The organism is Pseudomonas sp. 20-5 (assembly GCF_056782835.1).
On sequence record NZ_CM165584.1, the window covers coordinates 1784890 to 1809879 of the forward strand.

The 24990-nt window shown below is 67.3% G+C and carries 23 protein-coding genes; 12 read left to right on the top strand and 11 right to left on the bottom strand.

What is annotated here, in order from left to right; all coding sequences use genetic code 11:
- Positions 1-33: 33 nt before the first annotated feature.
- From AC1RB9_RS08345 to AC1RB9_RS08365, 5 genes are all read right to left on the bottom strand, one after another.
- Positions 34-762 carry a hypothetical protein gene (locus tag AC1RB9_RS08345; protein WP_003160761.1) on the bottom strand — a complete coding sequence of 243 codons (729 nt, stop codon included), beginning with the start codon at positions 760-762 and terminating at the stop codon, positions 34-36.
- Positions 763-885: 123 nt separating this feature from the next.
- Positions 886-1656 carry a phosphonate ABC transporter, permease protein PhnE gene (gene phnE / locus AC1RB9_RS08350; RefSeq protein WP_003452927.1) on the bottom strand — a complete coding sequence of 257 codons (771 nt, stop codon included), beginning with the start codon at positions 1654-1656 and terminating at the stop codon, positions 886-888.
- Positions 1653-2486 (bottom strand): PhnE/PtxC family ABC transporter permease, encoded by an 834-nt coding sequence (locus AC1RB9_RS08355; RefSeq protein WP_003452909.1) that lies wholly within the window; start codon positions 2484-2486, stop codon positions 1653-1655. Before AC1RB9_RS08355 ends, phnE begins: the two co-directional genes overlap by 4 nt.
- Positions 2480-3283 carry a phosphonate ABC transporter ATP-binding protein gene (locus AC1RB9_RS08360; protein WP_003117585.1) on the bottom strand — a complete coding sequence of 268 codons (804 nt, stop codon included), beginning with the start codon at positions 3281-3283 and terminating at the stop codon, positions 2480-2482. The genes AC1RB9_RS08355 and AC1RB9_RS08360 overlap by 7 nt, the downstream gene beginning before the upstream one ends.
- Positions 3280-4137, bottom strand: a complete 858-nt coding sequence (locus tag AC1RB9_RS08365) for a putative selenate ABC transporter substrate-binding protein (RefSeq protein ID WP_003113155.1) — start codon at positions 4135-4137, stop codon at positions 3280-3282. The genes AC1RB9_RS08360 and AC1RB9_RS08365 overlap by 4 nt, the downstream gene beginning before the upstream one ends.
- A 148-nt stretch (positions 4138-4285) precedes the next feature.
- On the opposite strand from AC1RB9_RS08365, the gene AC1RB9_RS08370 reads away from it, so the two are divergent.
- A complete protein-coding gene (locus AC1RB9_RS08370; protein ID WP_003113156.1) occupies positions 4286-5176 on the top strand; it encodes an NAD(P)-dependent oxidoreductase in 891 nt (296 codons plus the stop codon).
- Positions 5177-5179: 3 nt separating this feature from the next.
- Here AC1RB9_RS08370 and AC1RB9_RS08375 read toward each other — a convergent pair whose 3' ends face one another.
- Positions 5180-7360, bottom strand: a complete 2181-nt coding sequence (locus AC1RB9_RS08375; RefSeq protein ID WP_003117586.1) for a putative bifunctional diguanylate cyclase/phosphodiesterase — start codon at positions 7358-7360, stop codon at positions 5180-5182.
- A gap of 326 nt (positions 7361-7686) precedes the next feature.
- Between AC1RB9_RS08375 and AC1RB9_RS08380 the strand changes: the two genes are divergently transcribed.
- Positions 7687-9342, top strand: coding sequence for a phosphoethanolamine transferase (locus AC1RB9_RS08380; protein ID WP_003452908.1), 1656 nt, complete (start codon positions 7687-7689; stop codon positions 9340-9342).
- Between the two features lie 68 nt (positions 9343-9410).
- Here the strand turns inward: AC1RB9_RS08380 and AC1RB9_RS08385 are convergent, their stop codons facing one another.
- Positions 9411-9866, bottom strand: coding sequence for a universal stress protein (locus tag AC1RB9_RS08385; RefSeq protein ID WP_003091672.1), 456 nt, complete (start codon positions 9864-9866; stop codon positions 9411-9413).
- A gap of 282 nt (positions 9867-10148) precedes the next feature.
- Positions 10149-13001 carry an RNA polymerase-associated protein RapA gene (gene rapA, locus AC1RB9_RS08390; protein WP_003119658.1) on the bottom strand — a complete coding sequence of 951 codons (2853 nt, stop codon included), beginning with the start codon at positions 12999-13001 and terminating at the stop codon, positions 10149-10151.
- A 235-nt stretch (positions 13002-13236) separates the two neighbouring features.
- Here rapA and AC1RB9_RS08395 point away from each other — a divergent pair, with 235 nt between their 5' ends.
- From AC1RB9_RS08395 to AC1RB9_RS08425, 7 genes are all read left to right on the top strand, one after another.
- Complete coding sequence (locus AC1RB9_RS08395; RefSeq protein WP_003091664.1) at positions 13237-13545, top strand: hypothetical protein; 309 nt, start codon at positions 13237-13239, stop codon at positions 13543-13545.
- Positions 13546-13598: 53 nt separating this feature from the next.
- Positions 13599-14201, top strand: a complete 603-nt coding sequence (locus AC1RB9_RS08400) for an alpha-ketoglutarate-dependent dioxygenase AlkB family protein (protein WP_003115462.1) — start codon at positions 13599-13601, stop codon at positions 14199-14201.
- Positions 14198-14359 (top strand): hypothetical protein, encoded by a 162-nt coding sequence (locus AC1RB9_RS08405; protein WP_003091659.1) that lies wholly within the window; start codon positions 14198-14200, stop codon positions 14357-14359. Before AC1RB9_RS08400 ends, AC1RB9_RS08405 begins: the two co-directional genes overlap by 4 nt.
- A gap of 248 nt (positions 14360-14607) precedes the next feature.
- Positions 14608-14721: a cytochrome c oxidase subunit CcoM gene (gene ccoM / locus AC1RB9_RS08410; protein ID WP_003091657.1), complete on the top strand. Its 114-nt coding sequence runs from the start codon at positions 14608-14610 to the stop codon at positions 14719-14721.
- Positions 14722-14929: 208 nt separating this feature from the next.
- Positions 14930-16924, top strand: coding sequence for an FUSC family protein (locus AC1RB9_RS08415; protein WP_003107446.1), 1995 nt, complete (start codon positions 14930-14932; stop codon positions 16922-16924).
- Positions 16911-17114 carry a DUF1656 domain-containing protein gene (locus AC1RB9_RS08420; protein WP_003091655.1) on the top strand — a complete coding sequence of 68 codons (204 nt, stop codon included), beginning with the start codon at positions 16911-16913 and terminating at the stop codon, positions 17112-17114. Before AC1RB9_RS08415 ends, AC1RB9_RS08420 begins: the two co-directional genes overlap by 14 nt.
- Positions 17115-17140: 26 nt before the next feature.
- Positions 17141-17998: an efflux RND transporter periplasmic adaptor subunit gene (locus tag AC1RB9_RS08425; RefSeq protein WP_003091654.1), complete on the top strand. Its 858-nt coding sequence runs from the start codon at positions 17141-17143 to the stop codon at positions 17996-17998.
- Here AC1RB9_RS08425 and AC1RB9_RS08430 read toward each other — a convergent pair.
- The 3 genes from AC1RB9_RS08430 to AC1RB9_RS08440 form a co-directional block, all read right to left on the bottom strand.
- Entirely contained in the window at positions 17979-19154 is a 1176-nt protein-coding gene (locus AC1RB9_RS08430) for an MFS transporter (protein WP_003117592.1), read from the bottom strand. The two genes, AC1RB9_RS08425 and AC1RB9_RS08430, sit on opposite strands and share 20 nt — an antisense overlap.
- 150 nt (positions 19155-19304) lie before the next feature.
- A complete protein-coding gene (locus AC1RB9_RS08435; protein WP_003117593.1) occupies positions 19305-19775 on the bottom strand; it encodes a MaoC family dehydratase in 471 nt (156 codons plus the stop codon).
- Positions 19772-20722, bottom strand: coding sequence for an alpha/beta hydrolase (locus AC1RB9_RS08440; RefSeq protein WP_003115465.1), 951 nt, complete (start codon positions 20720-20722; stop codon positions 19772-19774). The genes AC1RB9_RS08435 and AC1RB9_RS08440 overlap by 4 nt, the downstream gene beginning before the upstream one ends.
- Positions 20723-20968: 246 nt before the next feature.
- On the opposite strand from AC1RB9_RS08440, the gene fadD2 reads away from it, so the two are divergent.
- From fadD2 to AC1RB9_RS08455, 3 genes are all read left to right on the top strand, one after another.
- Positions 20969-22657 (top strand): long-chain-fatty-acid--CoA ligase FadD2, encoded by a 1689-nt coding sequence (fadD2, locus tag AC1RB9_RS08445; RefSeq protein WP_003091644.1) that lies wholly within the window; start codon positions 20969-20971, stop codon positions 22655-22657.
- A gap of 234 nt (positions 22658-22891) precedes the next feature.
- Positions 22892-24580, top strand: a complete 1689-nt coding sequence (fadD1, locus tag AC1RB9_RS08450; RefSeq protein WP_003091643.1) for a long-chain-fatty-acid--CoA ligase FadD1 — start codon at positions 22892-22894, stop codon at positions 24578-24580.
- A 122-nt stretch (positions 24581-24702) separates the two neighbouring features.
- Entirely contained in the window at positions 24703-24912 is a 210-nt protein-coding gene (locus tag AC1RB9_RS08455) for a hypothetical protein (RefSeq protein WP_003105496.1), read from the top strand.
- The last annotated feature ends 78 nt before the right edge of the window (positions 24913-24990 follow it).

Here is a 24990-nt window from a genome sequence, read left to right on the forward strand (position 1 = left end):
GGAACGCCGCCGCGCAGTTTTCGTGAAGATGCCTCAGTCGCGATAGCGTGGTGGCGGCGCGTAGCCGCCGCCGTTCCGGGCGTCGGCGGGAAATGCCTGCGGTCCGTCGGCCGGCGCCTCGCGACCGCTGGCCGGAGCGTCCAGCTCGAACAGGGCCACGCCGATCACGCCGAGGTTGCGGCTGTCGCCGGCCGCGCTGTTGCTGGCGTAGGCATCGTCGGGGCTGGCGAAGCGGAACGCCGCGACTTCCCGTTCGTTCTTGCGGAAGCCCTCGATCACCAGGCTCTCGCCCGGTTCCAGCACATAGCCGCGGTTCTTCAGGCTGCCCGGCTGGCCGTTGAGCACGTCCAGGCCGTCTACCGTGGAGACCACCTCGTAGGTCGCGTTGCCGAGGTTGTTCAGCCACAGTCGGTAGCGCTGGCCTTCACGACCCTGCAATTGCAGGGTGCTGCGGTGCTGCACGAGGTCGAACTTGCCGCCATCCTCGTCGAGTACGGCGAAGCCCACCCTGCCCTTGGCCAGGGGCAGTTCCTTGATGGCACGTCCATCGAAGCGGCTCGCGCTGTAGAACACCTGGCGGCGATCGACCGGTTGCTCCGATAGACGTCGCAGGGCCACCGAGGTGACCGGCGAGGCGACGCCTTCGCCCCATTGGGTGCCGAGCCGCTGCTCGGTCGGCGCGCCGGCCTGCTGTTGGGGCAGGCTGCAGCCGCCGAGGGCCAGCAGGCCCAGCAGTAATGCGGATAGCAGTGGTTTGCGCATGGTTCCTTCCTCTCCCTGGACACCTGGAGGCGGGGTGCCTCCCTGATGGCTCCGAGCACCGATGATGCCCGATCTTCGGCGGGCTTCGTAAATTTCCTCGAACGGGCGCGGCGGCGCGTCTTCCTATTGGCTGACCCAGCGCTGCCGCGCCCAGGCGCTCAGGCTGTCGACCCCGAGCACCAGGACCAGCATGGCCAGGATCACCGTGGCGGCCTGGGCCTGCTGGAACAGGCTCAGGCTGAAATAGAGCATCTGCCCGAGCCCGCCGGCACCGACGAAGCCGAGCACGCTGGCCATGCGGATATTGTTCTCCCAGCGGTACAGGGTATAGGCCACCAGTTGCGGCCAGACCCCCGGCAGGGTGCCATAGGCGAATGCCGCGAGGCGTCCGCTGCCGGCCAGGCGCAAGGCCTCGGCGGGCTGCGCCGGGGTGTTCTCCAGGGCTTCGGCGAACAGCCGGCCGAGCACGCCGCCGGTGTGCAGCGCCAGGGCGAGGGTCCCGGCGTTCGGCCCGAGCCCGGCCGCCAGCACCATCAGCGCGCCCCAGACCAGCTCCGGCACCGCGCGCAGCGCATTGAGCAGGAGTCGCGCCAGGCTCTGCGCCGGCACGCCGAAGCGACCTGCCGCCGGCAGCGCGAAGAGCAGGCCGAGCAGCGCCGCCAGCAGGGTGCCGATGGCCGACATGGCCAGGGTTTCCAGCAGCCCCCGGCCAATCGCCCGCAGGTGCGGAGCGGACAGGTCGGGCGGGAAGAACTCGCTGGCGTAGGCGGCCATCTGGCCCCGTCCCTTGCCGCTGAAAAGACCTGCGGTGTCCATGTCCAGATAGGCGAACGAGGCGCCCACCGCGGCCACCACCAGCAGCGGCCAGAGCAGCAGGCGCCAGGTCCGGCTCATGCCAGCCTCCCGCGCAGGAAGCGGCTCAGCAGGTCGGCGAGGAGGACCAGCAGGAGGAAGGTCAGCAGGATGCTGGCAACCTCGCCGCCGGCGAACATCCGCAGCGACAGGTCGATCTGCTGGCCGAGGCCGCCGGCGCCGACGAAGCCCATCACCACCGAAGCACGGATCGCGCACTCCCAGCGATAGACAGTGTAGGAAATCATTTCCCCGGCGGCGTTCGGCAGCACCCCGTAGGCGAACGCCGCCAGCCGCGATCCGCCGCCCAGCAGCAGGGCGCGGGTGGGGCGCGGATCCACCGACTCGAAGATTTCCGCGTAGACCTTGCCGAGCATGCCGGCATAGGTGATGGCGATGGCCAACACCCCGGCGGTGGGGCCCAGGCCCACGGCGCGGACGAACAGCAGCGCCCAGACGATTTCCGGCACGCTGCGCAGGAGGATCAGCAGGCCGCGCACCGGCCAGCGCAGTGCCCGTGCCCACCAGGCCGGCAGGCCGCCGCGCGGCAGTGCCGAGAGCGACAGGGCGCGGGTCGCCAGCAGTGCGGCGGGAAACGCCAGGAGCCAGGCCAGGGCCATGCCGGCGGTGGCGATGGCGAGGGTTTCCAGGGTGGCGCGGCCGAGCAGGGCGAGGAACCCGGGATCGTGTGCCGGCGGCCAGAAGCCGGCGAGGAAACCGCCCATGGTGCGCGCGTTGTCGCCGCTGAACAGGGCGGGGATATCCAGTTCGCTGAGGCGCAGCCCCGGCCAGAGCAGCAGCAACGCGGCCAGGGTCAGCAGCAGGCGCGGCAGGGCGGCGGGGTCGCGCGGCGGAGAAGCGGCGTTCAGCATCGTGGGATGTGCACCACGGCGGGTTCGCCGGCCGGGCTGGCGCGCTCGGCCTGCAGTTGTTCGTTGGCGTAGAGGGCGTCCAGCGCGGCGCGGTCGACTTCGCCGGCGGGCAGGTCGAAGGCGATGCGTCCGGCGCGCAGCCCGATCACCCGGGGGAAGTGTTGCAGCGCCAGGTCCACCGCGTGCAGGCTGGCCAGCAGGGTGCTGCCGCGCGCGGCGGCCTCGCGGTTGAGCAGGGCCAGGGTATGGCCGGCGAGCACCGGGTCCATGGCCGAGACCGGTTCGTCGGCGAGGATCAGCTCGGCGCGCTGGTAGAGCACCCGGGCGATGCCGACCCGCTGCAACTGGCCGCCGGAAAGCTGGTCGCAGCGCTGGAACAGCTTGTCGCCGAGATCCAGGCGTTGCAGGGCGTCGTGGGCGCCGGCGCGGTCCAGCGGATAGACCAGGCTGACCAGGCTCTTCCATAGCGGCCACTGGCCGAGGCGCCCGGCCAGTACCGCGCTGACCACCCGTTGCCGTGGCGGCAGCGGCGGTGCCTGGTGGACCAGGCCGATGCGCGCGCGCAGGCGTTGGCGGGCGGCGGCGGATAGCGCCCAGGGCTCCTCGCCGAGCAGTTCGACACGGCCGACGCTGGGCCGCCATTGGCTGGCGAGCACCCGCAGCAGGCTGGTCTTGCCGGCGCCGGAAGGTCCGATCAGGGCCACCCGTTCGCCAGCGGCCAGGCGCAGGCGGATGTCGGCAAGGGCGCGTTGGCCGTCGGCGTGGACCAGGTCCACGCCGTCGAGGCTCAGGCTCACTTCAGCAGGCCGGCGGCGCGTGCGGACTCCTCGATGCCCTTGTAGTTGTCCGGATTGGTCTCGATGAAGCGGCTGGCGGCCTGCAGGTCGAGGATCTCCTTGTCGGCCGGTTTCGCCGGGTCGAGGGCGAGGAAGGCCTGCTTGATCTTCTCGGCCAGGGCCGGGTCGAGGTTGCCGCGCACGGTCCAGTTGTAGTCGTAGTAGGTCGGCGTGGTGGCGAAGACCTTGACCTTGGCGGTATCGACCTTGCCGCTGTCCACCAGCTTCTGCCAGACCGAGGCGTTCAGCACGCCGGCGTCGACCTTGCCGGCCTGGACCCAGGCTACGGTGGCGTCGTGGGCGCCGGAGTAGGCGACGCGGGAGAAGAACTGCTCGGGGACGATGCCGTCCTTCTGCATGAAGTAGCGCGGCATCAGGCTGCCCGAGGTGGAGGAGACCGAGCCGAAGGCGAAGGTCTTGCCCTTCAGGTCCTGCAGGGATTTCACCTGGGGATCGGCCGTGATGAATTTGCTGGTGAACTGCTGGTCCTGCTCGCGCTGCACCAGGGGAATGGCGTTGCCGGTCTTCAGCCGCGCCTGGACGAAGGTGAAGCCGCCCAGCCAGGCCATGTCCAGGCGGTCGGCGGCCAGCGCCTCGACCACCCCGGCGTAGTCGGCCACCGGGACGAACTTCACCGGCATGCCGAGTTGCTTCTCCAGATAGGCGCCGAGCGGCTTGAATTTGCGCAGTAGCTCGGTGGGCGCCTCGTCGGGGATCGCCGAGACCTTGAGTTCTTTCAGGGTTTCGGCGTGGGCGAGCGCGGCGGACAGGGACAGGGCGATGCCGGCGGCGAGCGCCAGGGAGCGTTTCAACATGGGAGAGTTCTCCGGTTCAATGGCGGAAAAAACCCGGGGAGTATAGTGGTGCGCGGCCCGCTTGGGCAGCCGTCGCGGCGTTGCTCGCCGGCGCCTCGCGGGTAATATGGCGCTCCCCGTGCCCATTCGCTGCGTATTGGAGTTCGCCATGTCCGCTTCCCTGCCTTCCCTTGCCTTCGCCGGTCTCGGCCTGATGGGCGTGCCCATGTGCCGCCGGCTGCTGGCCGCCGGCTATCCGCTGGCGGTGTGGAACCGTTCGCCGGGCAAACGCGAGTTGCTCGCGGCCGAGGGCGCGAAAGCCGTCGAGGTCCCGGCCGAACTGGCCGCCGACGCGGAAATCCTGATGCTTTGCCTGGCCGATACCGCGGCGGTGCGTGAAGTGGTGTTCGGCGCCGGCGGCATCGTCGAGAACGCCAGGCCCGGGCAGTTGCTGGTGGATTTCTCCAGCGCCGAGCCGGCCGCCACCCGCGAGATGGCCGCCGAGCTGGAGGCGCGCTGCGGCGTGCGCTGGGTCGACGCGCCGGTCTCCGGCGGCACGCCGGGCGCGGAAAGCGGCAGCCTGGCGATCATGGCCGGCGGACGCGCAGCGGATATCGAACGCCTGCGGCCGGTCCTCTCCCGGCTTGGCCAGCGCCTGACGCGCATGGGCGAGGTGGGCGCCGGGCAGGTGACCAAGGTCTGCAACCAGATGATCGTTGCCTGCAACGCCCTGGTGATCGCCGAAGTGGTGGCGCTGGCGGAGCGGGCCGGGGTCGACGCCAGCCTGGTCGCTCCGGCGCTGGCGGGCGGCTTCGCCGACTCGAAGCCGTTGCAGATCCTCGCCCCGCAAATGGCCGAGAGCCGTTACGAGCCGGTCAAGTGGCACGTACGGACCCTGCTCAAGGATCTCGATACCGCGGTGAAGCTGTCCCGCGAGCAAGGCGCGGCCACCCCGATGAGCGGGTTGGCCGCGCAGTTGATGCGTCTGCACGGCAGCCAGGGCTATCTCGAACGCGATCCGGCGACCCTGGTGGAGCAATACCGGACCGCCGTCGAGTGAACCTCAGGCCTGGTTCAGGCTGCGCAGCGGCGGCGCGGCGTCGAAGCGGTAGGCGCGGAGGAACTCTTCCAGGGCCGCCAGCGGCAGCGGCCGGCTGAACAGGTAGCCCTGCACCAGCTCGCAATGGTTCTCCCGCAGGAACGCCAGTTGCTGCGGAGTCTCCACGCCCTCGGCGACGACTTTCAGATGGAGCTTCTGGGCCATCGCGATGATCGCCTGGGCGATTTCCATGTCCCGCTGCGAGGCGGGGATGTCCATGATGAACGAGCGATCCACCTTCAGCGCGTCCAGCGGCAGGCGCCGCAGGTAGGCGAGCGACGAATAGCCGGTGCCGAAGTCGTCGATCGACAGGCTGACGCCCAGCTCGCGGAGGCGTTCGAGCAGCGGGATGGTCTGGTCGATGTTGTACATCAGCGCGTCCTCGGTCACCTCCAGTTCGAGGAAGCACGCCGCCAGCCCGGCCTGCTCCAGCGCATGACGGACTTCGTCGACCAGGCTGGCCCGGCCGAGATTGCTGGCGCAGCAGTTGACCGCCACCCGCAGCCGTTCGTGGCCGGCCAGGTGCAGGCTGCGCAGGTCGCGGCAGGCGCGTCGCAGCACCCAGTCGTCGAGCTGGTCGATCATGCCGTTGGCTTCGGCCAGGCCGATGAATCGGTCCGGACCGAGCAGGCCCTGGGTCGGATGGCGCCAGCGCACCAATGCCTCCAACTGGTGTACCTCGCCGTCGGCGAGGGCGAGGATCGGCTGGTAGTGCAGCTCCAGTTGGTCGTCGCGCAGGGCCTGGCGCAGTTCCTCCTCCATCTGCAGTTCCTGGGTCGCCCGCACCAGCAGTTGCCGGCTGAAGAACTGCGCGTTGTTGCGCCCGCAGGCCTTGGACTGGTGCAGGGCCAGGCCGGCGTTCTTCAGCAGCTCCTCGCACTGCTCGCCGTCGTTCGGGTAGAGGCTGACGCCGACGCTGGCGGTCATCACCAGGGTGCGCCCGTCCAGGGCGATGGGTTCCTTCATCTTCTGCATCAGGCGTTGCGAGAGGATGTGCGCCTCGTGGTCCTGGGTGAGGTCGGCGAGCACGCAGAACTCGTCGCCGGCGAAGCGCGCCACCACGTCGCTATCGCGCAACACGCTGCGGATGCGTTCGGAGACGATCTTCAGCAGTTGGTCGCCAGAGTCGTGGCCGAGGGAATCGTTGATCCGCTTGAAGTGATCGAGGTCGAGGAACATCACCGCCAGGCCCTTGCCTCTCAGGCGACAATTCTCCAGGTGCTGGACGAACACTTCGTTGAATGCCGTGCGGTTCTGCAGGCCGGTCAGGCTGTCGTAGCGAGCCATCTGGCGCAGCGAGGCGTGGGCGTGGTCGAGCTGGTTGAGCAGGGCGTTGACCCGGCTGTTTTCGCTGAGCCGGCGCTCCCGTTGTTTCTCCGACCATGCGGCCCAGATGCCGCAGGCGGCGATGGCGCTGGCGAGCACTCCGGTGAGCCAGCCCAGGCGCAGCGAGTCGGCGCTGGCTTGCAGTTCCAGCGGCGTGCCGGCGGGTACGCTGAGCACCAGCGCGGCCATCCCGGTGAAATGCATGGCGGCGATGGCGCCGGCCAGCAGCAGGCTGGCGATCAGTTTCATGTAGCGGTAGCGCGCGCTGCGCCGGCCGCGCAGGTAGGGGACCGCGGCGAGGGCGGTGAAGGCGGCGCCGATGGCGATCAGTACCGAAAGGGCGAACAGCGATGGCTGGTAGTACTGGGTGGCCACCGAGCGCATCGCCGCCATCCCGGTGTAGTGCATGGCAGCGATGCCCAGGCCGATGCAGCAGGCGGCGAGCAGGCAGGGCAGCAGGCCGAAGCGCGGGCGGGCGGTCATGTACATCGCCAGGTACGAGGCGGCGACGGCGATCAGCAGCGACAGGCCGGTGATCGGCAGGTCGTAGCGCAGGGCGATCGGCGCGTGGAACGCGAGCATGGCGACGAAATGCGTGGCCCAGATGCCGCTGCCCAGGCAGAACGCCCCGATCCATTGCCAGAGGCGCGGGTGGCTCAGGCTGTTGCCGACCCGCTCGACCATGTCCAGTGCCGTGTACCCGGCGAGGCAGGCGACGAGGAAGGCGAGCGCCACCAGCGATGGCGAATAGGTGCAGTTCTGCAGCACGTAGCCGTCGACGGGAGACTCTCCGAGGAAGCGCAGGCCTTGCCAATCCATAGCGGTGTCTCCCTGGACACGGAAAACCCGCGGACGGCGCGGGTGCGGGCTGGGGGTGGCATTGTGCTTCCAGTATAGATAGCGGGAGCCACCTGCAAGGTCGGCATGGAAGGAAGTCGCTGGCCGCCGACATACGGCCGGTTTCGGCATTTTCCCGGGGAGAAAAGGCATAGCTGAGCTTGTTCCGGCTCCATCGCCACGGGCATGATCGCTGCGCCCGCGAGGGCTCGCGAGGCTTCACGAAATTTTGACCAGGCGCCCGATAGAGTTCGGGCGCCCCGCCACGGGGGGGGGCGGCGGTCCGTTACGTTTCAGGAGTTGCTTCAATGGGTGGGGGTATCAAGCGTTTCTTGCCGGCTATCGGTTCGACCCGGCTGGTGATGCTGTTCGCGCTGGTTCTGGTGGTGTTCTACAACGCGGCGACCTGGAAGGCCCTGCATGGCCTGGTGCCGCTGCAAGGCTTGAAGGGCTTCGCGTTCTTCGCCTCGTTCGCGGCGTTCCTGTGGGCCGCCTTCACGCTCCTGCTGACCCTGGTTTCCTTCCGCCCGCTGCTCAAGCCGGCCTTGACCCTGGTCGCCCTGTGCTCGGCCGGCGCGACCTACTTCATGGGCAGCTACGGCATCAGCATCGACACGGTGATGGTGCAGAACGTCTTCGAGACCAACGCCACCGAGGCCGGCGACCTGGTCAACCCGACCCTGCTCGGCTATCTGCTGTTGCTCGGTGTCCTGCCTTCGCTGCTGATCTGGCTCTGGCCGGTACGCTACCGGCCGTTCTTCCGCGGCCTGCTGAACAAGATCCTGACGCTGCTCGGCTGCCTGCTGATCGTCGCGGTAATGGTAGGCAGCTTCTATTCCACCTACGCCCCGATCTTCCGCGAGGAAGACAAGCTGACCCACTTCATCAACCCGACCAACTACATCTACGCGGTGGGCAAGTACGCCAAGCAGCGCCTGGTGATCAAGGAACACCTGGTGGTCGAGCCGATCGGCCTGGACGCCCGCCAGGCGCCGGCTGCGCTGCAGCGACAGAAGAAATCGCTGCTGGTGTTGGTGGTCGGCGAGACCGCCCGTGCCGATCATTTCTCGCTGAACGGCTACGCCCGCGAGACCAACCCGGAGCTGAGCAAGCAGGACATCGTCAACTTCACCCAGGTCCGTTCCTGCGGCACTTCCACCGCGGTCTCGGTGCCCTGCATGTTCTCCCAGTACCCGCGCGAGGACTACAGCGACAAGAAGGCCAAGACCCACGAAGGCCTGCTGGACATTCTCCAGCGTGCCGGCGTGCAGGTGTTGTGGCTGGAGAACAACAGCGACTGCAAGGGCACCTGCCTGCGGGTGCCCAACCGGGACATCCCGAAGACCCAGCCGAGTCCGTTCTGCGACGGCAAGAACTGCCTGGACGAGTCGCTGCTGGTAGGCCTGCAGGAGTACATCGACGGGCTGCAGGACGACGCCATCATCGTCCTGCACTCCGATGGCAGCCACGGTCCCGAGTACTACGAGCGCTACCCGAAGGAGATGGAGCGCTTCCAGCCGGTATGCCGGACCAACCAGCTCGGCAGTTGCAGCAAGGAAGAGCTGGTGAACGTCTACGACAACACCATCCTCTATACCGACCACTTCCTGACGAAGGTGATCGAATTGCTCAAGCGGAATGCCGACAAGCGCGATACGGCGATGATCTACGTGTCCGACCACGGCGAGTCGCTGGGCGAGAATGGCGTCTACCTGCACGCGGCGCCCTATTCGATCGCGCCCCAGGCGCAGATCCACGTGCCGATGGTCATGTGGTTCGCCCCGCAGGCGCTGGGCAACTGGGGCATCCAGCGCAGTTGCCTGGACGGCAAGCGCGACGACAAGGACCTGAGCCACGACAACCTGTTCCACTCGGTGCTCGGCCTGCTGGACGTACAGACTTCGTTGTACCAGCCGGCGCTGGACATCTTCGCCAGTTGCCGCGCGCCCAGGGCAGCCCAGTGAGCGACGGGGGCTGAAAGAAAAAAGGCCGTGGAGGATTCCCCCCACGGCCTTTTTCGTCGGCTTTCGCCTTATTTGTCGCGGACCAGCAGGACCGGACGCGAAGCCACGCGGATCAGGCCTTCCGCCACGCTGCCGAGCATCAGGCGGCGCATGCCGCGACGACCATGGGTGCCCATGACCACCACGTCGGCATCGCTGGCCTGGGCCTCGAGCTCGATGCGCTCGGCGATTTCCTCGCTGGCGCGCTCCTGGCAGACGCGATCGAAGGTGGCGCCTTCGACGTTGCTCGCCTCGACCTTCTCGCGGGCCTTGGCCAGGACGTCATCGGCGGCTTTCAGCGCGGCTTCGCGCAGCGGCTCGGGGTTGTAGTACACCGCGTAGTCGGGAAGGTGGCGCAGCGGGCTGTCGACGATGGTGATGACGCGCAGCTTGCCGCCGCTGAGGCCGGCCAGCTTGATGGCCTCTTCCAGGGCGCGGTCGGAGACCGGGCTGCCGTCCACGGCTACCAGAATGCGATCGTACATAAGGTGTCCCTCCAGAGTGAGTGTCCGCCCGCCGGGCGTTCTTGAAACTTCAAGGACACTGTAGACCCTCGCGGCCGGCGGACCTTTGCCGGAGGTCAATAAGTCGCAGGGCGACCGTCGCGATTCCGCTGCGACGCCCGGCTCGCGGCCCGGCGGGGGCCGGGGAACGGGGCGAACGGTCGCCGCGCGGCCATCCGCCGTTGCGGCCTTCGCTGGAAATGAAATGAAAGAAGCCATGGGGGATGCCCATGGCTTCTCGTTTCGCGCAGCCGTTGCCGGGCGTCAGCCGGCGACCAGGATGCGGATCGCCTCGAGGCGCAGGGAGGCCTTGTCGAGCAGGGCCAGGCCTTCCTCGCGCTGGGTGCGCAGGCTGTCCAGCTCGCTGTCGCGGACGCTCGGGTTGACCGCCTTGAGCGCGGTCAGGCGCGCCAGTTCCTCGTCCATGGCGGCGGCGAACTGCTGCTTGGCCCTGGCCACGCGTTCCTCGTGGCGCGGGACGATCTTGCCCTCGGCCACGTCGAACTGCTTGGCCAGCACATCGCGCTGGGCCTGGACGAACTTGTTGGCGCTGACCCGTGGCACGCTTTCCAGCTGGTCGTTGAGGGTTTCCAGGGACACCCGGCCGGCCAGGTCGTTGCCGTTGGCGTCGAGCAGGCAGCGCAGGGCCTGCGGCGGCAGCCAGCGGCCGAGCTGGAGGGCGCGCGGTGCCACGGCCTCGCTGACGAACAGGAGTTCGAGCAGCACGGTGCCAGGCTTCAGCGCCTTGTTCTTGATCAGCGCCACCGAGGTGTTGCCCATCGAGCCGGACAGCACCAGGTCCATGCCGCCCTGAACCATCGGATGTTCCCAGGTGAGGAACTGCATGTCCTCGCGGGCCAGCGCCTGGGCACGGTCGTAGGTGATGGTCACGCCTTCGTCGTCGCCGAGGGGGAAGCCGGCGTCGAGCATCTTCTCGCTTGGCTTGAGGATCAGGGCATTTTCCGAATGGTCTTCGCTGTGGATGCCGTAGGCGTCGAACAGGCGCTCCATGTAGATCGGCAGGGCGAAGTCGTCGTCCTGTTCCTCGATGGCCTCCACCAGCGCCTCGCCTTCGCCGGCGCCGCCGGAGTTCAGCTCGAGCAGGCGGTCGCGACCGCTGTGCAGCTCCGCTTCGAGGGCTTCGCGACGGGCGCGGCCTTCGGCGAGCAGCGCGTCCCAGGCCTTGTCCTCGCCGCCGTCGAGCAGCGGCAGCAGGCGCGGGCCGAACTCGTGTTGCAGGGCGTTGCCGGTGGGGCAGGTATTGAGGAAGGCGTTCAGCGCCTGGTGGTACCACTGAAACAGGCGCTGCTGGGCGCTGTTCTCCAGGTGCGGTACGTGCAACTGGATGGTGTGTCGCTGGCCGATCCGGTCGAGGCGGCCGATGCGCTGCTCGAGCAGGTCCGGGTGGGCCGGCAGGTCGAACAGCACCAGATGGTGGGCGAACTGGAAGTTGCGGCCTTCGCTGCCGATTTCCGAGCAGATCAGCACCTGGGCGCCGAACTCTTCGTCGGCGAAGTAGGCGGCGGCGCGGTCGCGCTCGAGAATGCTCATGCCTTCGTGGAACACCGTGGCGGAGATGCCCGAACGCAGGCGCAGGGCGTCTTCCAGGTCGAGGGCCGTCTCGGCGTGGGCACAGATGACCAGGACCTTGAACTGCTTGAGCATCTTCAGGGTATCGATCAGCCACTCGACGCGCGGGTCGAAGCGCCACCAGCGGTTGTTGTCGTCGCCGTCTTCCCACTGCTGCTGGAAATTCACTTCCGGATACAGGTCCGGGTGTTCGCCGGCCGGCAATTCCTCGTACTGGCTCGGCATCGGCAACGGATAGGCGTGCAGTTCGCGCTGGGGGAAGCCCTGCACGGCGGCACGGGTGTTGCGGAACAGCACGCGACCGGTGCCGTGGCGGTCGAGCAGCTCGCGGACCAGGCGCGAGCGAGCTTCTTCATCGCCGCCCTCGACGCTGGCCAGCAGCTCGTCGCCCTCGCTGCCGAGGAAGCCGTGGATGGCCTTGCGCGCGCCGGCGGAAAGACTGCCGTGGTCGAGCAGTTCCTGCACCGCTTCGGCGACCGGGCGATATTGCTCGCTCTCCCGGCGGAACGCTTCGAGGTCGTGGAAACGATTCGGATCGAGCAGGCGCAGGCGCGCGAAGTGGCTGTCCTGGCCGAGTTGCTCCGGGGTCGCGGTGAGCAACAGGACGCCGGGAATGATCTCCGCCAGTTGCTCGACCAGCGCGTATTCGGCGCTGACCTGGTCCTGGTGCCAGACCAGGTGGTGGGCTTCGTCGACCACCAGCAGGTCCCAGCCGGCGGCGAACAGGGCGTCCTGGGCGCGTTCGTCTTCCTTCAGCCACTCCAGGGCGACCAGGGCCAACTGGGTGTCCTCGAAGGGATTGCTGGCATCGCTTTCGGCGAAGCGCTCCTTGTCGAACAGGGCCACCTGCAGGTTGAAGCGCCGGCGCATCTCCACCAGCCACTGGTGCTGGAGGTTTTCCGGGACCAGGATCAGCACCCGCCCGGCGCGGCCGGAGAGCAACTGGCGATGGATGATCAGGCCGGCCTCGATGGTCTTGCCCAGGCCCACTTCGTCGGCCAGCAGGACGCGCGGCGCCATGCGGTCGGCGACTTCGCGGGCGATGTGCAACTGGTGGGCGATCGGCTGGGCGCGGGCGCCGCCGAGGCCCCAGAGCGAGGACTGGAGCAGTTGGCTGCGGCGTTCGAGAGTGTGGTAGCGCAGGGAGAACCAGGGCAGGGGATCGATCTGTCCGGCGAACAGACGGTCGCTGGCGAGGCGGAACTGGATGAAGTTGGAGAGCTGGGTTTCCGGCAGGGTGCGCTGCTCGTTCTGCGCGGTGAGGCCGTGGTACACCAATAGGCCTTCGCTTTCCTCGACCTCGCGGACGGTCATCTTCCAGCCTTCGAAGTGCGTCACTTCATCGCCGGGGGCGAAGCGCACGCGGGTCAGCGGCGCATTGCGCAAGGCGTATTGGCGGGTATCGCCGGTCGCCGGATAGAGCACGGTGAGCAGGCGGCCATCCTGGGCCAGGATGGTCCCCAGGCCCAATTCCGCTTCACTGTCGCTGATCCAGCGTTGCCCCGGTTGATACTGCGCCATGTCCACCTCCCAAAAAAGCCGGGTATGGTACCGCAACGCGTGGCGTTGAGCGACGCTTGGCGATGGATTGCGTGTTGCGCCACGGCTTCGTCGGAGAGCCGTCCGTCGGTACGGGAGCGACCGCCTGGCGGCTGGTTCTCAAGTCGAGCGGCGGGTCGACCGATAACCCTTGTAGAAGAACGCCGCAAACCGGCACGCTGCGAGAACCCATGACGCGGCACTACCCAGAGAGGTTGCCTGCATGCTTCCGCCGATCCCCCAGGGCCTGATCCCGGTCACCGTCCAGCAGGACCCGCCCAAACCCCGTCCGGCCACGCCGCCGGTCGCGCCGACCCAGGCTGGCGCGGGCAGCGATGGCGTCGCCTTGCGCCAGGAGCGCGACGAGGAAAGCTGGCTGGAAGAGGAATACCGCCGTCGCCAGCGCCGCCAGGGCGGCGAGGCGCACGCGCGGAGCGACGAGGGGGACGAGGCGCCGGCTGACGAGGCGGGGGAGAGCGCCCAGGCGGACGAGCTGCCGCGCAAGGGACAATTGATCGACATCGAAGTGTAACCCTGGTTTTCCAGGCTTCAGCAGCGGCCTTGCGGCGTAGTAACCTGCGGCCCATGGACCTGTTCGCCGACGCACCCCTGACCCTGCCGGACGCCGACCTGCGCTATCTCCCGCATTGGCTGGATGCGCCGCTGGCGAGCGCCTGGCTGTTGCGCCTGGAACAGGAAACGCCCTGGGAACAGCCGATCCTGCGCATCCATGGCGAGGAGCATCCGACCCCGCGCCTGGTGGCCTGGTACGGCGACCCTGACGCCGCCTACCGTTATTCCGGCCAGGTCCACCGGCCGCTGCCATGGACCGCGTTGCTCGGCGAGATCCGCGAGCGCGTGGAGCGCGAGGTCGGCCAGCGGGTCAACGGCGTGCTGCTGAACTACTACCGCGACGGCCAGGACTCCATGGGCTGGCACAGCGACGACGAGCCAGAGCTGCGCCGCGATCCGCTGGTCGCCTCGCTCAGTCTCGGCGGCAGCCGCCGCTTCGACCTGCGGCGCAAGGGCCAGACCCGCATCGCCCACTCTCTGGAACTGACCCATGGCAGCCTGCTGGTCATGCGCGGCGCAACCCAGCATCATTGGCAACATCAGGTGGCGAAGACCCGCCGCTCCTGCATGCCCCGTTTGAACCTGACCTTCCGCCTGGTGTACCCCCAGCCATGAACGACGACGACAAGGTGATCGACCTCAGCGCCGAGCGCGACAAGCGCATCCACGACGTGCACGAGAAGCGCCTGCAGGAGGTCCGCAAGGCCTTCGAACAGGTGTTGCCGCTGGGCAAGCCGCGGAAGAAGCCGAAAGGCAAGCCGAAGAAGCGCTGAAGCCTCCGCCGCCGCGTTCGCCGGCGGCGCATTCCTGCGGGCAACGTGCGGCGATCGGGCAGGTTTTTCCCGGTTATCTGCGGCGTCCGACCGCATTCTCCCTCCTGCGAAACTTGACCTGGGTCAGTGTCATGCACCTGGCCGAAAAAGCCCGTCCGGGCGATTGATCCAGGTCAATATTGCGCCGCCGCGCCTCGCTAATCTGAGCCCATCGAGCAACACCCAACCGGCAACTGGAGGCCATCAACATGTTCATCGACGAAGTGGTTCTCGCAGGGATTCTTACAGTAGGCCTCATGGTCGCTTTCTTCGGTGGGGTCGGTTACTTCATCTGGAAGGATTCCCATAGCCGCAAAGGCTGATCCTCCCGGATACACAGAGCACGCAAGGCACTTAGGGCGACTTCGGTCGCCCGTTTTTTTTGCGCCTGGAAAAACACCGGCGCAGCGATCGGGATACTACGAATGTCGCTGGACGATATTGTTAGCAGCCTAATAATATAGGCTGCACATATCGCCTCGGCGTTCGCCGGCTATCTATGCTGATGTAGACCCCGTTTCGGAAGACCCTGTGCCCATTCACTGGAAGCCGTTCCTGGCACCCTCGACGCTGGCGCTCAAGTTCGCCATCAAGACGCTCCTGGCCGGCGGCCTGGCGTTGTGGTGCGCCTTTCGCTTCGACCTGGAGCAGCCGCAATGGGCGCTGATGACCGTGCTGATCGTGTCCCAGCCGTTGTCCGGCATGGTGGTGGCGAAGGGCTTGTTCCGCCTGCTCGGCACCCTGGTCGGCACCGCGATGTCGGTGTTGATGATCGCGCTGTTCGCCCAGGCGCCCTGGTTGTTCCTGCTGGCCATCTCGCTCTGGCTGGGGCTCTGCACGGCGGCCTCGACCTCCCTGCGCAACCACGTTTCCTATGCCTTCGTACTTTCCGGCTATACGGTAGCGATCATTGGCCTGCCGGCGGTGGACCAGCCGCTGCTGGTCTTCGAGCAGGCGGTGGCGCGTTGTACCGAGATCTGCCTGGGGATCATCTGCGCCTCGGCGGTCAGTGCGATCCTCTGGCCGCAGCGGGTCGAGCAGAACCTCGACAAGCAGGCCCACGCCACCTGGCTGCTGGGCATGCAGGCCGCGCGCGGCGAGATCGACCCGCGCCAGCGGCAGCCGCAGGGGCTGCTCAACGCGCTGAGCAAGATCGTCGAGGTCGATGCGCAGCGCGACCATGCCTGGTTCGAAGGCGAGCGCGGGCGGCGCCGGGCCGGCGCCCTGGCGTTGCTCTCGCGCGACCTGCTCAGCCTGTTGCGCACCGCGCGCGGCGTGGCCCGGCAACGGGCGCGGCTGAGCGAAGAGGAAGAGCGCCGGGTGGAGCGCTGGCTGGCCGCGCTGGCCAGCGCCCTGGAAGGAACTGATCCGGCGTCGATGCAGGCGCTGCGCGAGGAGTTGGCGCAGGTCGCGGTCGAGCCGCAGTGGAGCAACGACCAGCGTTACCTGCTGACCCGCTGCTCGGTGCTGCTGCTCAAGGCGGTGAATGCCGAGAAGGGCATGCGCGCGGTGGCCAGCGGCGAGGTCGAGGGGCGGGTGGGCAGCGCCGGCACCCTGTCCTGGCACCGCGACCTGCAGATGGCGCTGTTCTACGGCGCGCGTAGCGCCCTGGCGTTGCTCGGGCTGTCGGTCTACTGGATCTATACCGCGTGGCCGGCGGCGTCCGGCGCGATGCTGCTGGCGGCGGTGGTGTGCAGCCTGTTCGCCAACCGCGACAACGCGGTGGCCATCGGCCTGAGCTTCCTGCGCGGCATCGTCTACGCGATCCCGGCGGCGATGCTGGTCAGCCAGTGGCTGCTGCCGCAGTGGAATGGCTTCCCGCTGCTCTGCCTGGCGATGGGCGTGCCGCTGTTCTTCGCCACCCTGGGCATGGCCGTACCGGTTACCGCCGGCACCGCCACCTCGTTCGCGATCCACTTCATCGTCCTGGTCGCGCCGCGCAACCAGATGGACTACAACCTCGCGACCCTGCTGAATTCCGCCCAGGGCGTGCTGATCGGAGTCGGCTTCGCGGTGGTGATCTTCCGCTTGCTGACCTTGCGTCCGGGCTGGCTGACCCGACGCCTGCTGGACGCCACCTGCGTCGATCTCGGCCGCCTCACCCGGCGCCCGCTGGCGCAGGCGGAGAACTGGTTCGGCGGGCGCATGGCCGACCGCCTGTTGCGCCTGGCGCGGCACGCCAACCTGTTGCCGGAGCAGGAGCGGCGGCGTTGGGACGATGGCCTCCTGGCGCTCGACCTGGGTAACGAACTGATCCACCTGCGGGCCTGCCTGGAAGGCGCCCGTGGCGTCCTGCGCAAGGCGCGCGACCGCTTCCTCGGGGAACTGGGCGAACTGCTTGAGGCCGGTCCCGCGGGTCCGCGCAGTGACCGCCTGGAGCGGATCAGCCTGCCGTTGCGCGAAGCCCTGGAGCGTGACGCTCGCCACGACGACGAAGCCAGCCGCCTGGCGCGCGCGGCCCTGGCGCAACTGCTGTTCACCTGGCAGCAGTGGTGCCATCAGGAGGAAAGCCATGAGTCTGCATGAATCGGCCTGGGGCGGCGTCTACCTCAGCCCGCTGTTCGTCTATGCCCTGCTGGCGCTGGCGGCCACCGCCGCGCTGCGGGTGCTGATCCAGAAAACGCCGTTGCGTCGCTGGGTCTGGCACGAGGCGCTGTTCGACTGCGCCCTGTTCATTTTGATGTTGAGTGGCATTACCTGGGCGGCTACGACCTGAATCGTCGCCCCGAGAAGGAGATTCGCATGCGTGCATCGCTTCGCGTCGTCGTCACCCTGCTGGTGGTCGCTGCCGCTGTCCTCGCCGGCATCTGGCTCTGGCGCTACTACATGCTCTCGCCCTGGACCCGCGATGCCCGGGTGCGGGCCGACGTGGTGGTGGTGGCGCCGGACGTATCCGGCTGGGTGACCGACCTGGAGGTCAAGGACAACCAGGTGGTCAAGGTCGGCGACGTGCTGATGCGCATCGACCAGGAACGCTACCAGGCCAACCTGGAGCAGGCCCGCGCCGTCGCCGAGACCCGTCACCAGCAATACCTGTTGCGCCAGAACGAGGCGGCCCGGCGCAGCCGCCTGGGCATCGGCGCGATCAGCGCCGAGGACAAGGAAAACGCCCAGATCAATGCCGCCATCGCTCGCAGCGAGTACCAGGAGGCGCTGGCCCAGGTGAAGATCGCCGAACTCAACCTCAAGCGCAGCGAGCTGCGCGCCGCGCGCAACGGCCAGGTGACCAACCTGCGCCTGGCCCAGGGCAACTACGCCACGGCGGGCCAGGCGGTGATGGCGTTGGTCGACCAGCAGTCCTTCTATGTGGTCGCCTACTTCGAGGAAACCAAGCTGCCCGGCATCCGCGTCGGCATGCGCGCCCAGGTCCGCCTGATGAGCGGCGATCAGCCGATCGACGGCACGGTGGAGAGCATCAGCAGCGGTATCACCGACCGCAACTCGACGCCGGACGGCCAGTTGCTGGCCAATGTCGAGCCGACCTTCAACTGGGTGCGCCTGGCGCAGCGCATTCCGGTGCGCATCCGCCTCGACCAGGTGCCGGCGGATGTCCACCTGAGCGCCGGGATGACCGCCAGCGTCACCGTGCAGGGGGACTGAACGGCAGCGCTTGCGTGGCGCCATCCAGCGTGCTGGCGCCAAGCGCGCAGGCCAGCGCCGCCAGCACCAGGGCGAGGCCGACCCAGGGCGTCGCGGCGACTCCCAGTGCCGCCACCACCAGGCCGCCCAGCGCCGCGCCGAGGCCCACGCCCAGGTGCATGGCCGAGGTGTTCAGGGCGACGCCGGCGGAACCGCTGGCCGGATCGCTGCGCAGCAGGAAGCTCTGCACCACCGGCGAGATCATCCAGCTGATCGCGCTCCAGACCATCAGTACCGGCAGGAACCCGATGCTGCCCAGGCTCAGCGGCACCGCCGCCAGCGCCAGGGCGAAGGCCGCCGGTACCAGACGCAGGGCGCGCCGGTGGCCGAGGCGGTCGGCCAGCCAGCCGCCGATATAGCCGCCGCTCAGCGCTGCCAGGCCGATCAGCAGGAGGATCAGGCTGATCTCGCTGGGCGAGCGAATACCGGCCATGCTCGCCAGGTACGGGGTGAAATAGGCGAACAGGGTGAAGTGCCCGCCGAGCAACAGGATCGATACCAGTTGCGCGAGCCACAGCGCGGGCTGGCGCAACTGCCGCAGGTAGCCTTCGCGGCCTGGCAGGTCGCCGGCCTGGCGTTGCGGCAGGTAGCGCCAGAGCAGCAGGCACAAGGGCAGCGAATAGACCGCGATGCCGGCGAAGATCCAGCGCCAGCCGAACCAGTCGCTGATCTGTACGCCCAGTGGCACGCCGAACACCAGCGAACCGCTGATGCCCATGAAGATCAGGCCGATCGCCCGGCCGCGCTGGGCCGGGGCGGCCAGCTCGGCGGCGAGCAGGCTGGCGAGGACGATCAGCAGCCCGCAACAGGCCGACATTCCCAGGCGAGCCAGGAGCAGGCCGAGATAGCCCGGAGCGAGGGCGGCGAGCGCGTTGCTGAGGGCGAACAGCAGCAGGGTCGCCAGCAGCAGGCGGCGGCGTTCGATGCGCCGGGTCAGCCAGCCGAGCAGCGGTGCGGCGAGGGCGAAGCCGAGGGAGAACAGGGTGGTGAGCTGGCCGGCCAGGCTGATGGAGACCCGCAGGTCTTCGGCCAGGGGCGGCAGGATGCCGATCAGGATGCTTTCCGCCAGGCCGGCGGCGAAGGTGGTCAGGGATAGCAACAGCAAGCGAAGGTCCATGGCGGCTCCGATTCCCGGTAAGGGGTTTCGGGCGGTGGAGTGCCTTCGGTTATCCCTGGTGATTGAGGTAAGACAGCGGACAGGGTAGAGCAGCGCGCGGCGGCCCGGCAAGTCCGCCGGGCCGGATGGCCCGACGATAGGGAAAGCCGCTCAGCCGATGCTGATCGGCGGCAGTTCGGCCAGCTCGACGCTGAGCTTCTCTTCCGGCGCCATGATCTCCGCTTCGCCGTCGACCACCTGCTTGCCTGCCTGGTTGAACACCCGCGTGGCTATGCGCACGCGGTTCTTCGGCAGCTTCTCGAGGACTTCCAGTTCGACCTTCAGGTCGTCGCCGAGCTTGACCGGACGGGTGAAGCGCAGGGTCTGGCCGAGATAGATGGTGCCTGGGCCGGGCAGCACGGTGGCGATCGCCGCGCTGATCAGGGCGCCGCTGAGCATGCCGTGGGCGATGCGTTCCTTGAACTGGGTGGTGGCCGCGTAGGCGGCGTCCAGGTGCACCGGGTTGCGGTCGCCGGAGACTGCGGCGAACAACTGCAGGTCGCGCTCGGCGATGCTGCTGGTGTACTCGGCCTTTTGCCCGACCTCTAGCTCGGCGTAGGGAATGTTCTGGACCTGGCTCATGTTCTCTCCTTTGTCGAATGATCCCGGCGGTGGCGCAGGGCCTGTTCCAGCCAGTCGATCAGGTCTTGGGTGACCGCGTCGCGGTTGCTCTCGTTGAACAGCTCGTGACGGGCCTCGGGATAGGTCTTCAGGGTCACCTGGCGCAGCCCGGCACCGCGCAGGGCGTCGGCCAGGTCGCCCAGGCGCTTGCCCTGGCTGACCGGGTCGCGTTCGCCGCCGATGATCAGCAGCGGCAGGTCGGCATCGATCTGCCGCAGGTGGGTGGGCGGGGTGATATCGGCCAGGCCGCCGAGCAGGTCCACCCACAACTGGTTGCTGCAGCGGAAGCCGCACAGCGGGTCGGCCACGTACCTGTCGACTTCCTGCGGATCGCGACTGAGCCAGTCGAAGGCCGTGCGATTGGGCTTGAACGCCTTGTTGAACGAGCCGAACGAGAGGAAGTCGATCAGCGCGCTCTTGCCCAGCGGCCCCTGGCGCCAGCGCTCGAAGCGGGCGATCAGGCGGGCGATCCGGTAGAGCGCTTGCGGCTGGTAGTTGGAACCGGAAAGGATCGCCCCTTGCAGGCTGCAGCTGTGGTGCAGCAGGTAGGCCATGGAGATGTAGCTGCCCATGCTGTGGCCCAGCAGGAAGATCGGCAGTTCCGGGTGCTGCTGGCGGATATGGTGGTTCAGGCTGGCCAGGTCGCCGACCACCTTGCCCCAGCCGCCCTGGTCGGCGAAGTGGCCCAGCTCGTCGGCTTCGGCGGTCCGGCCGTGGCCGCGCTGGTCGATCGCATAGAAGTGGTAGCCGGCAGCGTTCAGCGCGGCGGCGAGACGCTCGTAGCGACCGGCGTGCTCGGCCATGCCGTGGGACAGCATCACCGCGCCGACGGCCGTTGCGCTCGGCCAGTGGCGGGTGTACAGCGGGGTTTCGTCGCTGGCGGGGAGCCAGTAGGCAGCGGCGGGCATGTTCGTTCCTTGTGCCGGGCGGACGCGTTCCGGCGCATTCTAGCAGCGTACGCGGCTTCGTCCCGGAAAAGCGCCACCCTTGGGCACGGGCCGCTCTGGAATGGCGGGCGGCGAAGAGCGACAGGCTGGAGATTCACACTATCAATAAGGGCAGGAGGAGTATTTGCGCTGTCCGACGCAACTGCTAAGTTGCCCGATGCCCCGCACATGCGGGCCAGACCCGCTCAGGTAAGAGGACAAGAATAAATGCAACCTGAATTCTGGAACGACAAACGCCCGGCCGGCGTACCCGACAGTCTCGACTTCGCCGCCTACCGTTCCGTGGTCGAGGTCTTCGAGCGCTCCTGCAAGAAATTCGCCGACCGCCCGGCCTTCAGCAATCTCGGCGTGACGCTCAGCTACGCCGAACTCGATCGTCTGTCCGCCGCCTTCGCCGCCTACCTGCAGAAACAGACCGATCTCCAGCCCGGCGACCGCATCGCGGTGCAGATGCCCAATGTCCTGCAATATCCCATCGCGGTGTTCGGCGCCTTGCGCGCGGGGCTGGTGGTGGTCAACACCAATCCGCTGTACACCGCCCGCGAAATGCGCCACCAGTTCAAGGACGCCGGCGTGCGTGCGCTGGTCTACCTGAACGTGTTCGGCAAGCTGGTCGAGGAAGTGCTCCCGGATACGCGGATCGAGTACCTGATCGAGGCGCGCATGGGCGACCTGTTGCCGGCGCTGAAGGGTTGGCTGGTGAACAGCGTGGTGAAGTCGGTGAAGAAGATGGTCCCCGATTATCGCTTGCCCCAGGCGCTGCCGTTCAGGCAGGCCTTGAAGCAAGGCCAGGGCCATGCCCTGCAGCCGGTCAGGGTCGGCCTGGAGGATGTCGCCGTGTTGCAGTACACCGGCGGCACCACCGGGGTCTCGAAGGGGGCGATGCTCACCCACGGCAACCTGGTGGCGAACATGCTGCAGGTCCACGCCCAGCTTTCCCAGCTCGGCAAGGATGGCCTGCCGCTGATGAAGGAGGCGCAGGAGGTGATGATCGCGCCGCTGCCGCTCTACCACATCTATGCCTTCACCGCGAACTGCATGTGCATGATGGTCAGCGGCAACCATAACGTGCTGATCACCAACCCGCGCGACATCCCCGGTTTCGTCAAGGAACTGAAGAAGTGGCGTTTCTCCGCGCTGCTCGGCCTCAACACCCTGTTCGTCGCGCTGATGGAGCACCCCGGGTTCAAGGACGTCGATTTCTCCAACCTGAAGCTCACCAACTCCGGCGGCACCGCACTGGTCAGCGCCACCGCCGAGCGCTGGAAGGGCGTCACCGGCTGCACCGTGGTGGAAGGCTATGGCCTCACCGAATGCTCGCCGGTGGTGACCACCAACCCCTACGGCGAGCAGGCACGCCTGGGTACGGTGGGGATACCGGTCGTGGGCACGGCGCTCAAGGTGATCGACGAGCAGGGCAACGAGCTGCCTGTCGGCGAACGTGGCGAACTCTGTGTGAAAGGTCCGCAAGTGATGAAGGGGTACTGGCAGCGTCCCGAGGCCACCGAGGAGATTCTCGATGCCGAAGGCTGGCTGAAGACCGGCGACATCGCGGTGATCGACGAGGACGGCTTCGTGCGCATCGTCGATCGCAAGAAGGACCTGATCCTGGTCTCCGGCTTCAATGTCTACCCCAACGAGATCGAAGACGTGGTGATGGCCCATCCGAAGGTGGCCAGTTGCGCGGCAGTGGGCATTCCCGACGAGAAGTCCGGCGAGGCGGTGAAGCTGTTCGTGGTGGCCCGCGACCCCAGCCTGTCGGTCGAGGAACTCAAGGCCTACTGCAAGGAAAACCTCACCGGATACAAAATTCCGCGACAGATTGTGCTCAAGGATGCATTACCGATGACGCCTGTGGGTAAAATCCTCCGTCGTGAGCTGCGCGAAATCGCCTGATAGCCTTACAAGGCTCTGAAACGGGCATTTGCCGGGGACAGGAAAGACCGTGACCGAGACTAATGTCTCGGTCATTTTTTTGACCGAATGGGTCATGTTTGGTGCTGGTCTGCCTCTGGCAAAGCTGATAATCTCGGCGCGCCTAATAGCCCTGGGTCCAGGGTTAGCGAGCAGATCACAACAAGATGCCGCCATGAGCGGTGAAGATTAGCTGTTGCTTAGGAGTGGGCTTCCATGATCGAAAACTTCTGGAAGGACAAGTACCCAGCGGGTATTGCTGCCGAGATCAATCCCGACCAGTACCCGAACATCCTGTCGGTACTGAAGGAGTCCTGCCAACGTTTTGCCACCAAGCCCGCGTTCACCAACCTGGGCAAGACCCTGACCTACGGCGAGCTGTACAAGCTGTCCGGCGACTTCGCCGCCTACCTGCAGCAGCACACCGATCTCAAGCCCGGCGACCGCATCGCCGTCCAGTTGCCCAACGTCCTGCAATACCCGATCGTGGTCTTCGGCGCCATGCGCGCCGGCCTCATCGTGGTCAACACCAACCCGCTGTACACCGCGCGCGAACTGGAACACCAGTTCAACGACTCCGGCGCCAAGGCGGTGGTCTGCCTGGCCAACATGGCCCACCTGGTCGAGGGCGTACTGCCGAAGACCGGCGTCAAGCAGGTGATCGTCACCGAAGTCGGCGACATCCTGCCGCCGCTGAAGCGCTTCATCGTCAACTTCGTGGTCAAGCACATCAAGAAGATGGTGCCGGCCTACAGCCTGCCGCAAGCCACCAAGCTGACCGACGCGCTGGCCAGGGGCGCCGGCAAGTCGTTCCAGGAAGCCGCGCCGCAGGCCGACGACGTCGCCGTGCTGCAATACACCGGCGGCACCACCGGGGTCGCCAAGGGCGCCATGCTGACCCACCGCAACCTGGTGGCCAACATGTTGCAGTGCAAGGCGCTGATGGGCGCCAACCTCAACGAGGGCTGCGAGATCCTCATCGCGCCGCTACCGCTGTACCACATCTATGCCTTCACCTTCCATTGCATGGCGATGATGCTCACCGGCAACCACAACATCCTGATCACCAACCCGCGCGACCTGCCGTCGATGCTCAAGGACCTCGGCCAGTGGAAGTTCACCGGCTTCGTCGGCCTGAACACCCTGTTCGTCGCCCTGTGCAACAACGAAACCTTCCGCAAGCTGGACTTCTCCGCGCTGAAGCTGACCCTCTCCGGCGGCATGGCGCTGCAACTGGCCACCGCGGAGCGCTGGAAGGAGGTCACCGGCTGCGCCATCTGCGAAGGCTACGGCATGACCGAGACCGCGCCGGTGGTATCGGTCAACCCGTTCCAGAACATCCAGGTCGGCACCATCGGTATCCCGGTGCCCTCGACCCTGTGCAAGGTGATTGGCGACGACGGCCAGGAAGTGCCCCTGGGCGAGCGCGGCGAACTCTGCGTGAAGGGTCCGCAGGTGATGAAGGGCTACTGGCAGCGCCAGGAGGCCACCGACGAGATCCTCGACGCCGATGGTTGGCTGAAGACCGGCGATATCGCGATCATCCAGGAAGACGGCTACATGCGCATCGTCGACCGGAAGAAGGACATGATCCTGGTCTCCGGCTTCAATGTGTATCCGAACGAACTGGAAGACGTGCTGGCGACCCTGCCGGGCGTCCTGCAGTGCGCCGCGATCGGCATCCCCGACGAGAAGTCCGGCGAGTCGATCAAGGTCTTCGTGGTGGTCAAGCCGGGGGCGACCCTGACCAAGGAACAGGTCATGCAGCACATGCATGACAACCTGACCGGCTACAAGCGGCCGAAGGCCGTGGAGTTCCGCGACAGCCTGCCGACCACCAACGTCGGCAAGATCCTGCGCCGCGAACTGCGCGACGAAGAGCTGAAGAAAGCGGGCCAGAAGTAAGTCCGCCGTTGCCTGAAGAAGCCCCGCCGATGCGGGGCTTCTTCGTTGCAGGCAGTCGGTTGCGGGGTGAACGGGCCTGTGCGGACGTGCCGGCAGCGCATCACCTGCCGGAGGAACCCCCCATGGCCCGCCTCGATCCTGCCCTGGCCGAAGAAATACGCCGTCTGCCGATCAGCCGGCGTCTGGAACTGACCCAGGCATTGCTGCATCGCGCCGGCCCCGAGGTGGAGCGCCAATGGCCGCCAGTGGCCGAGGATCGCCTCGCCGACTGCCGAGCGGGCACCGCCGATGCGCTGCCGCTGGCCGAGATGCTCAAGCGACTGGGGCGCTGAGAGGGCCATCGCCCACCAGCAGCGTCGGCCGTATCGCGGCAGCGAGCGTTAACCGGGATTCGTCCTCTTCCGCTCAAA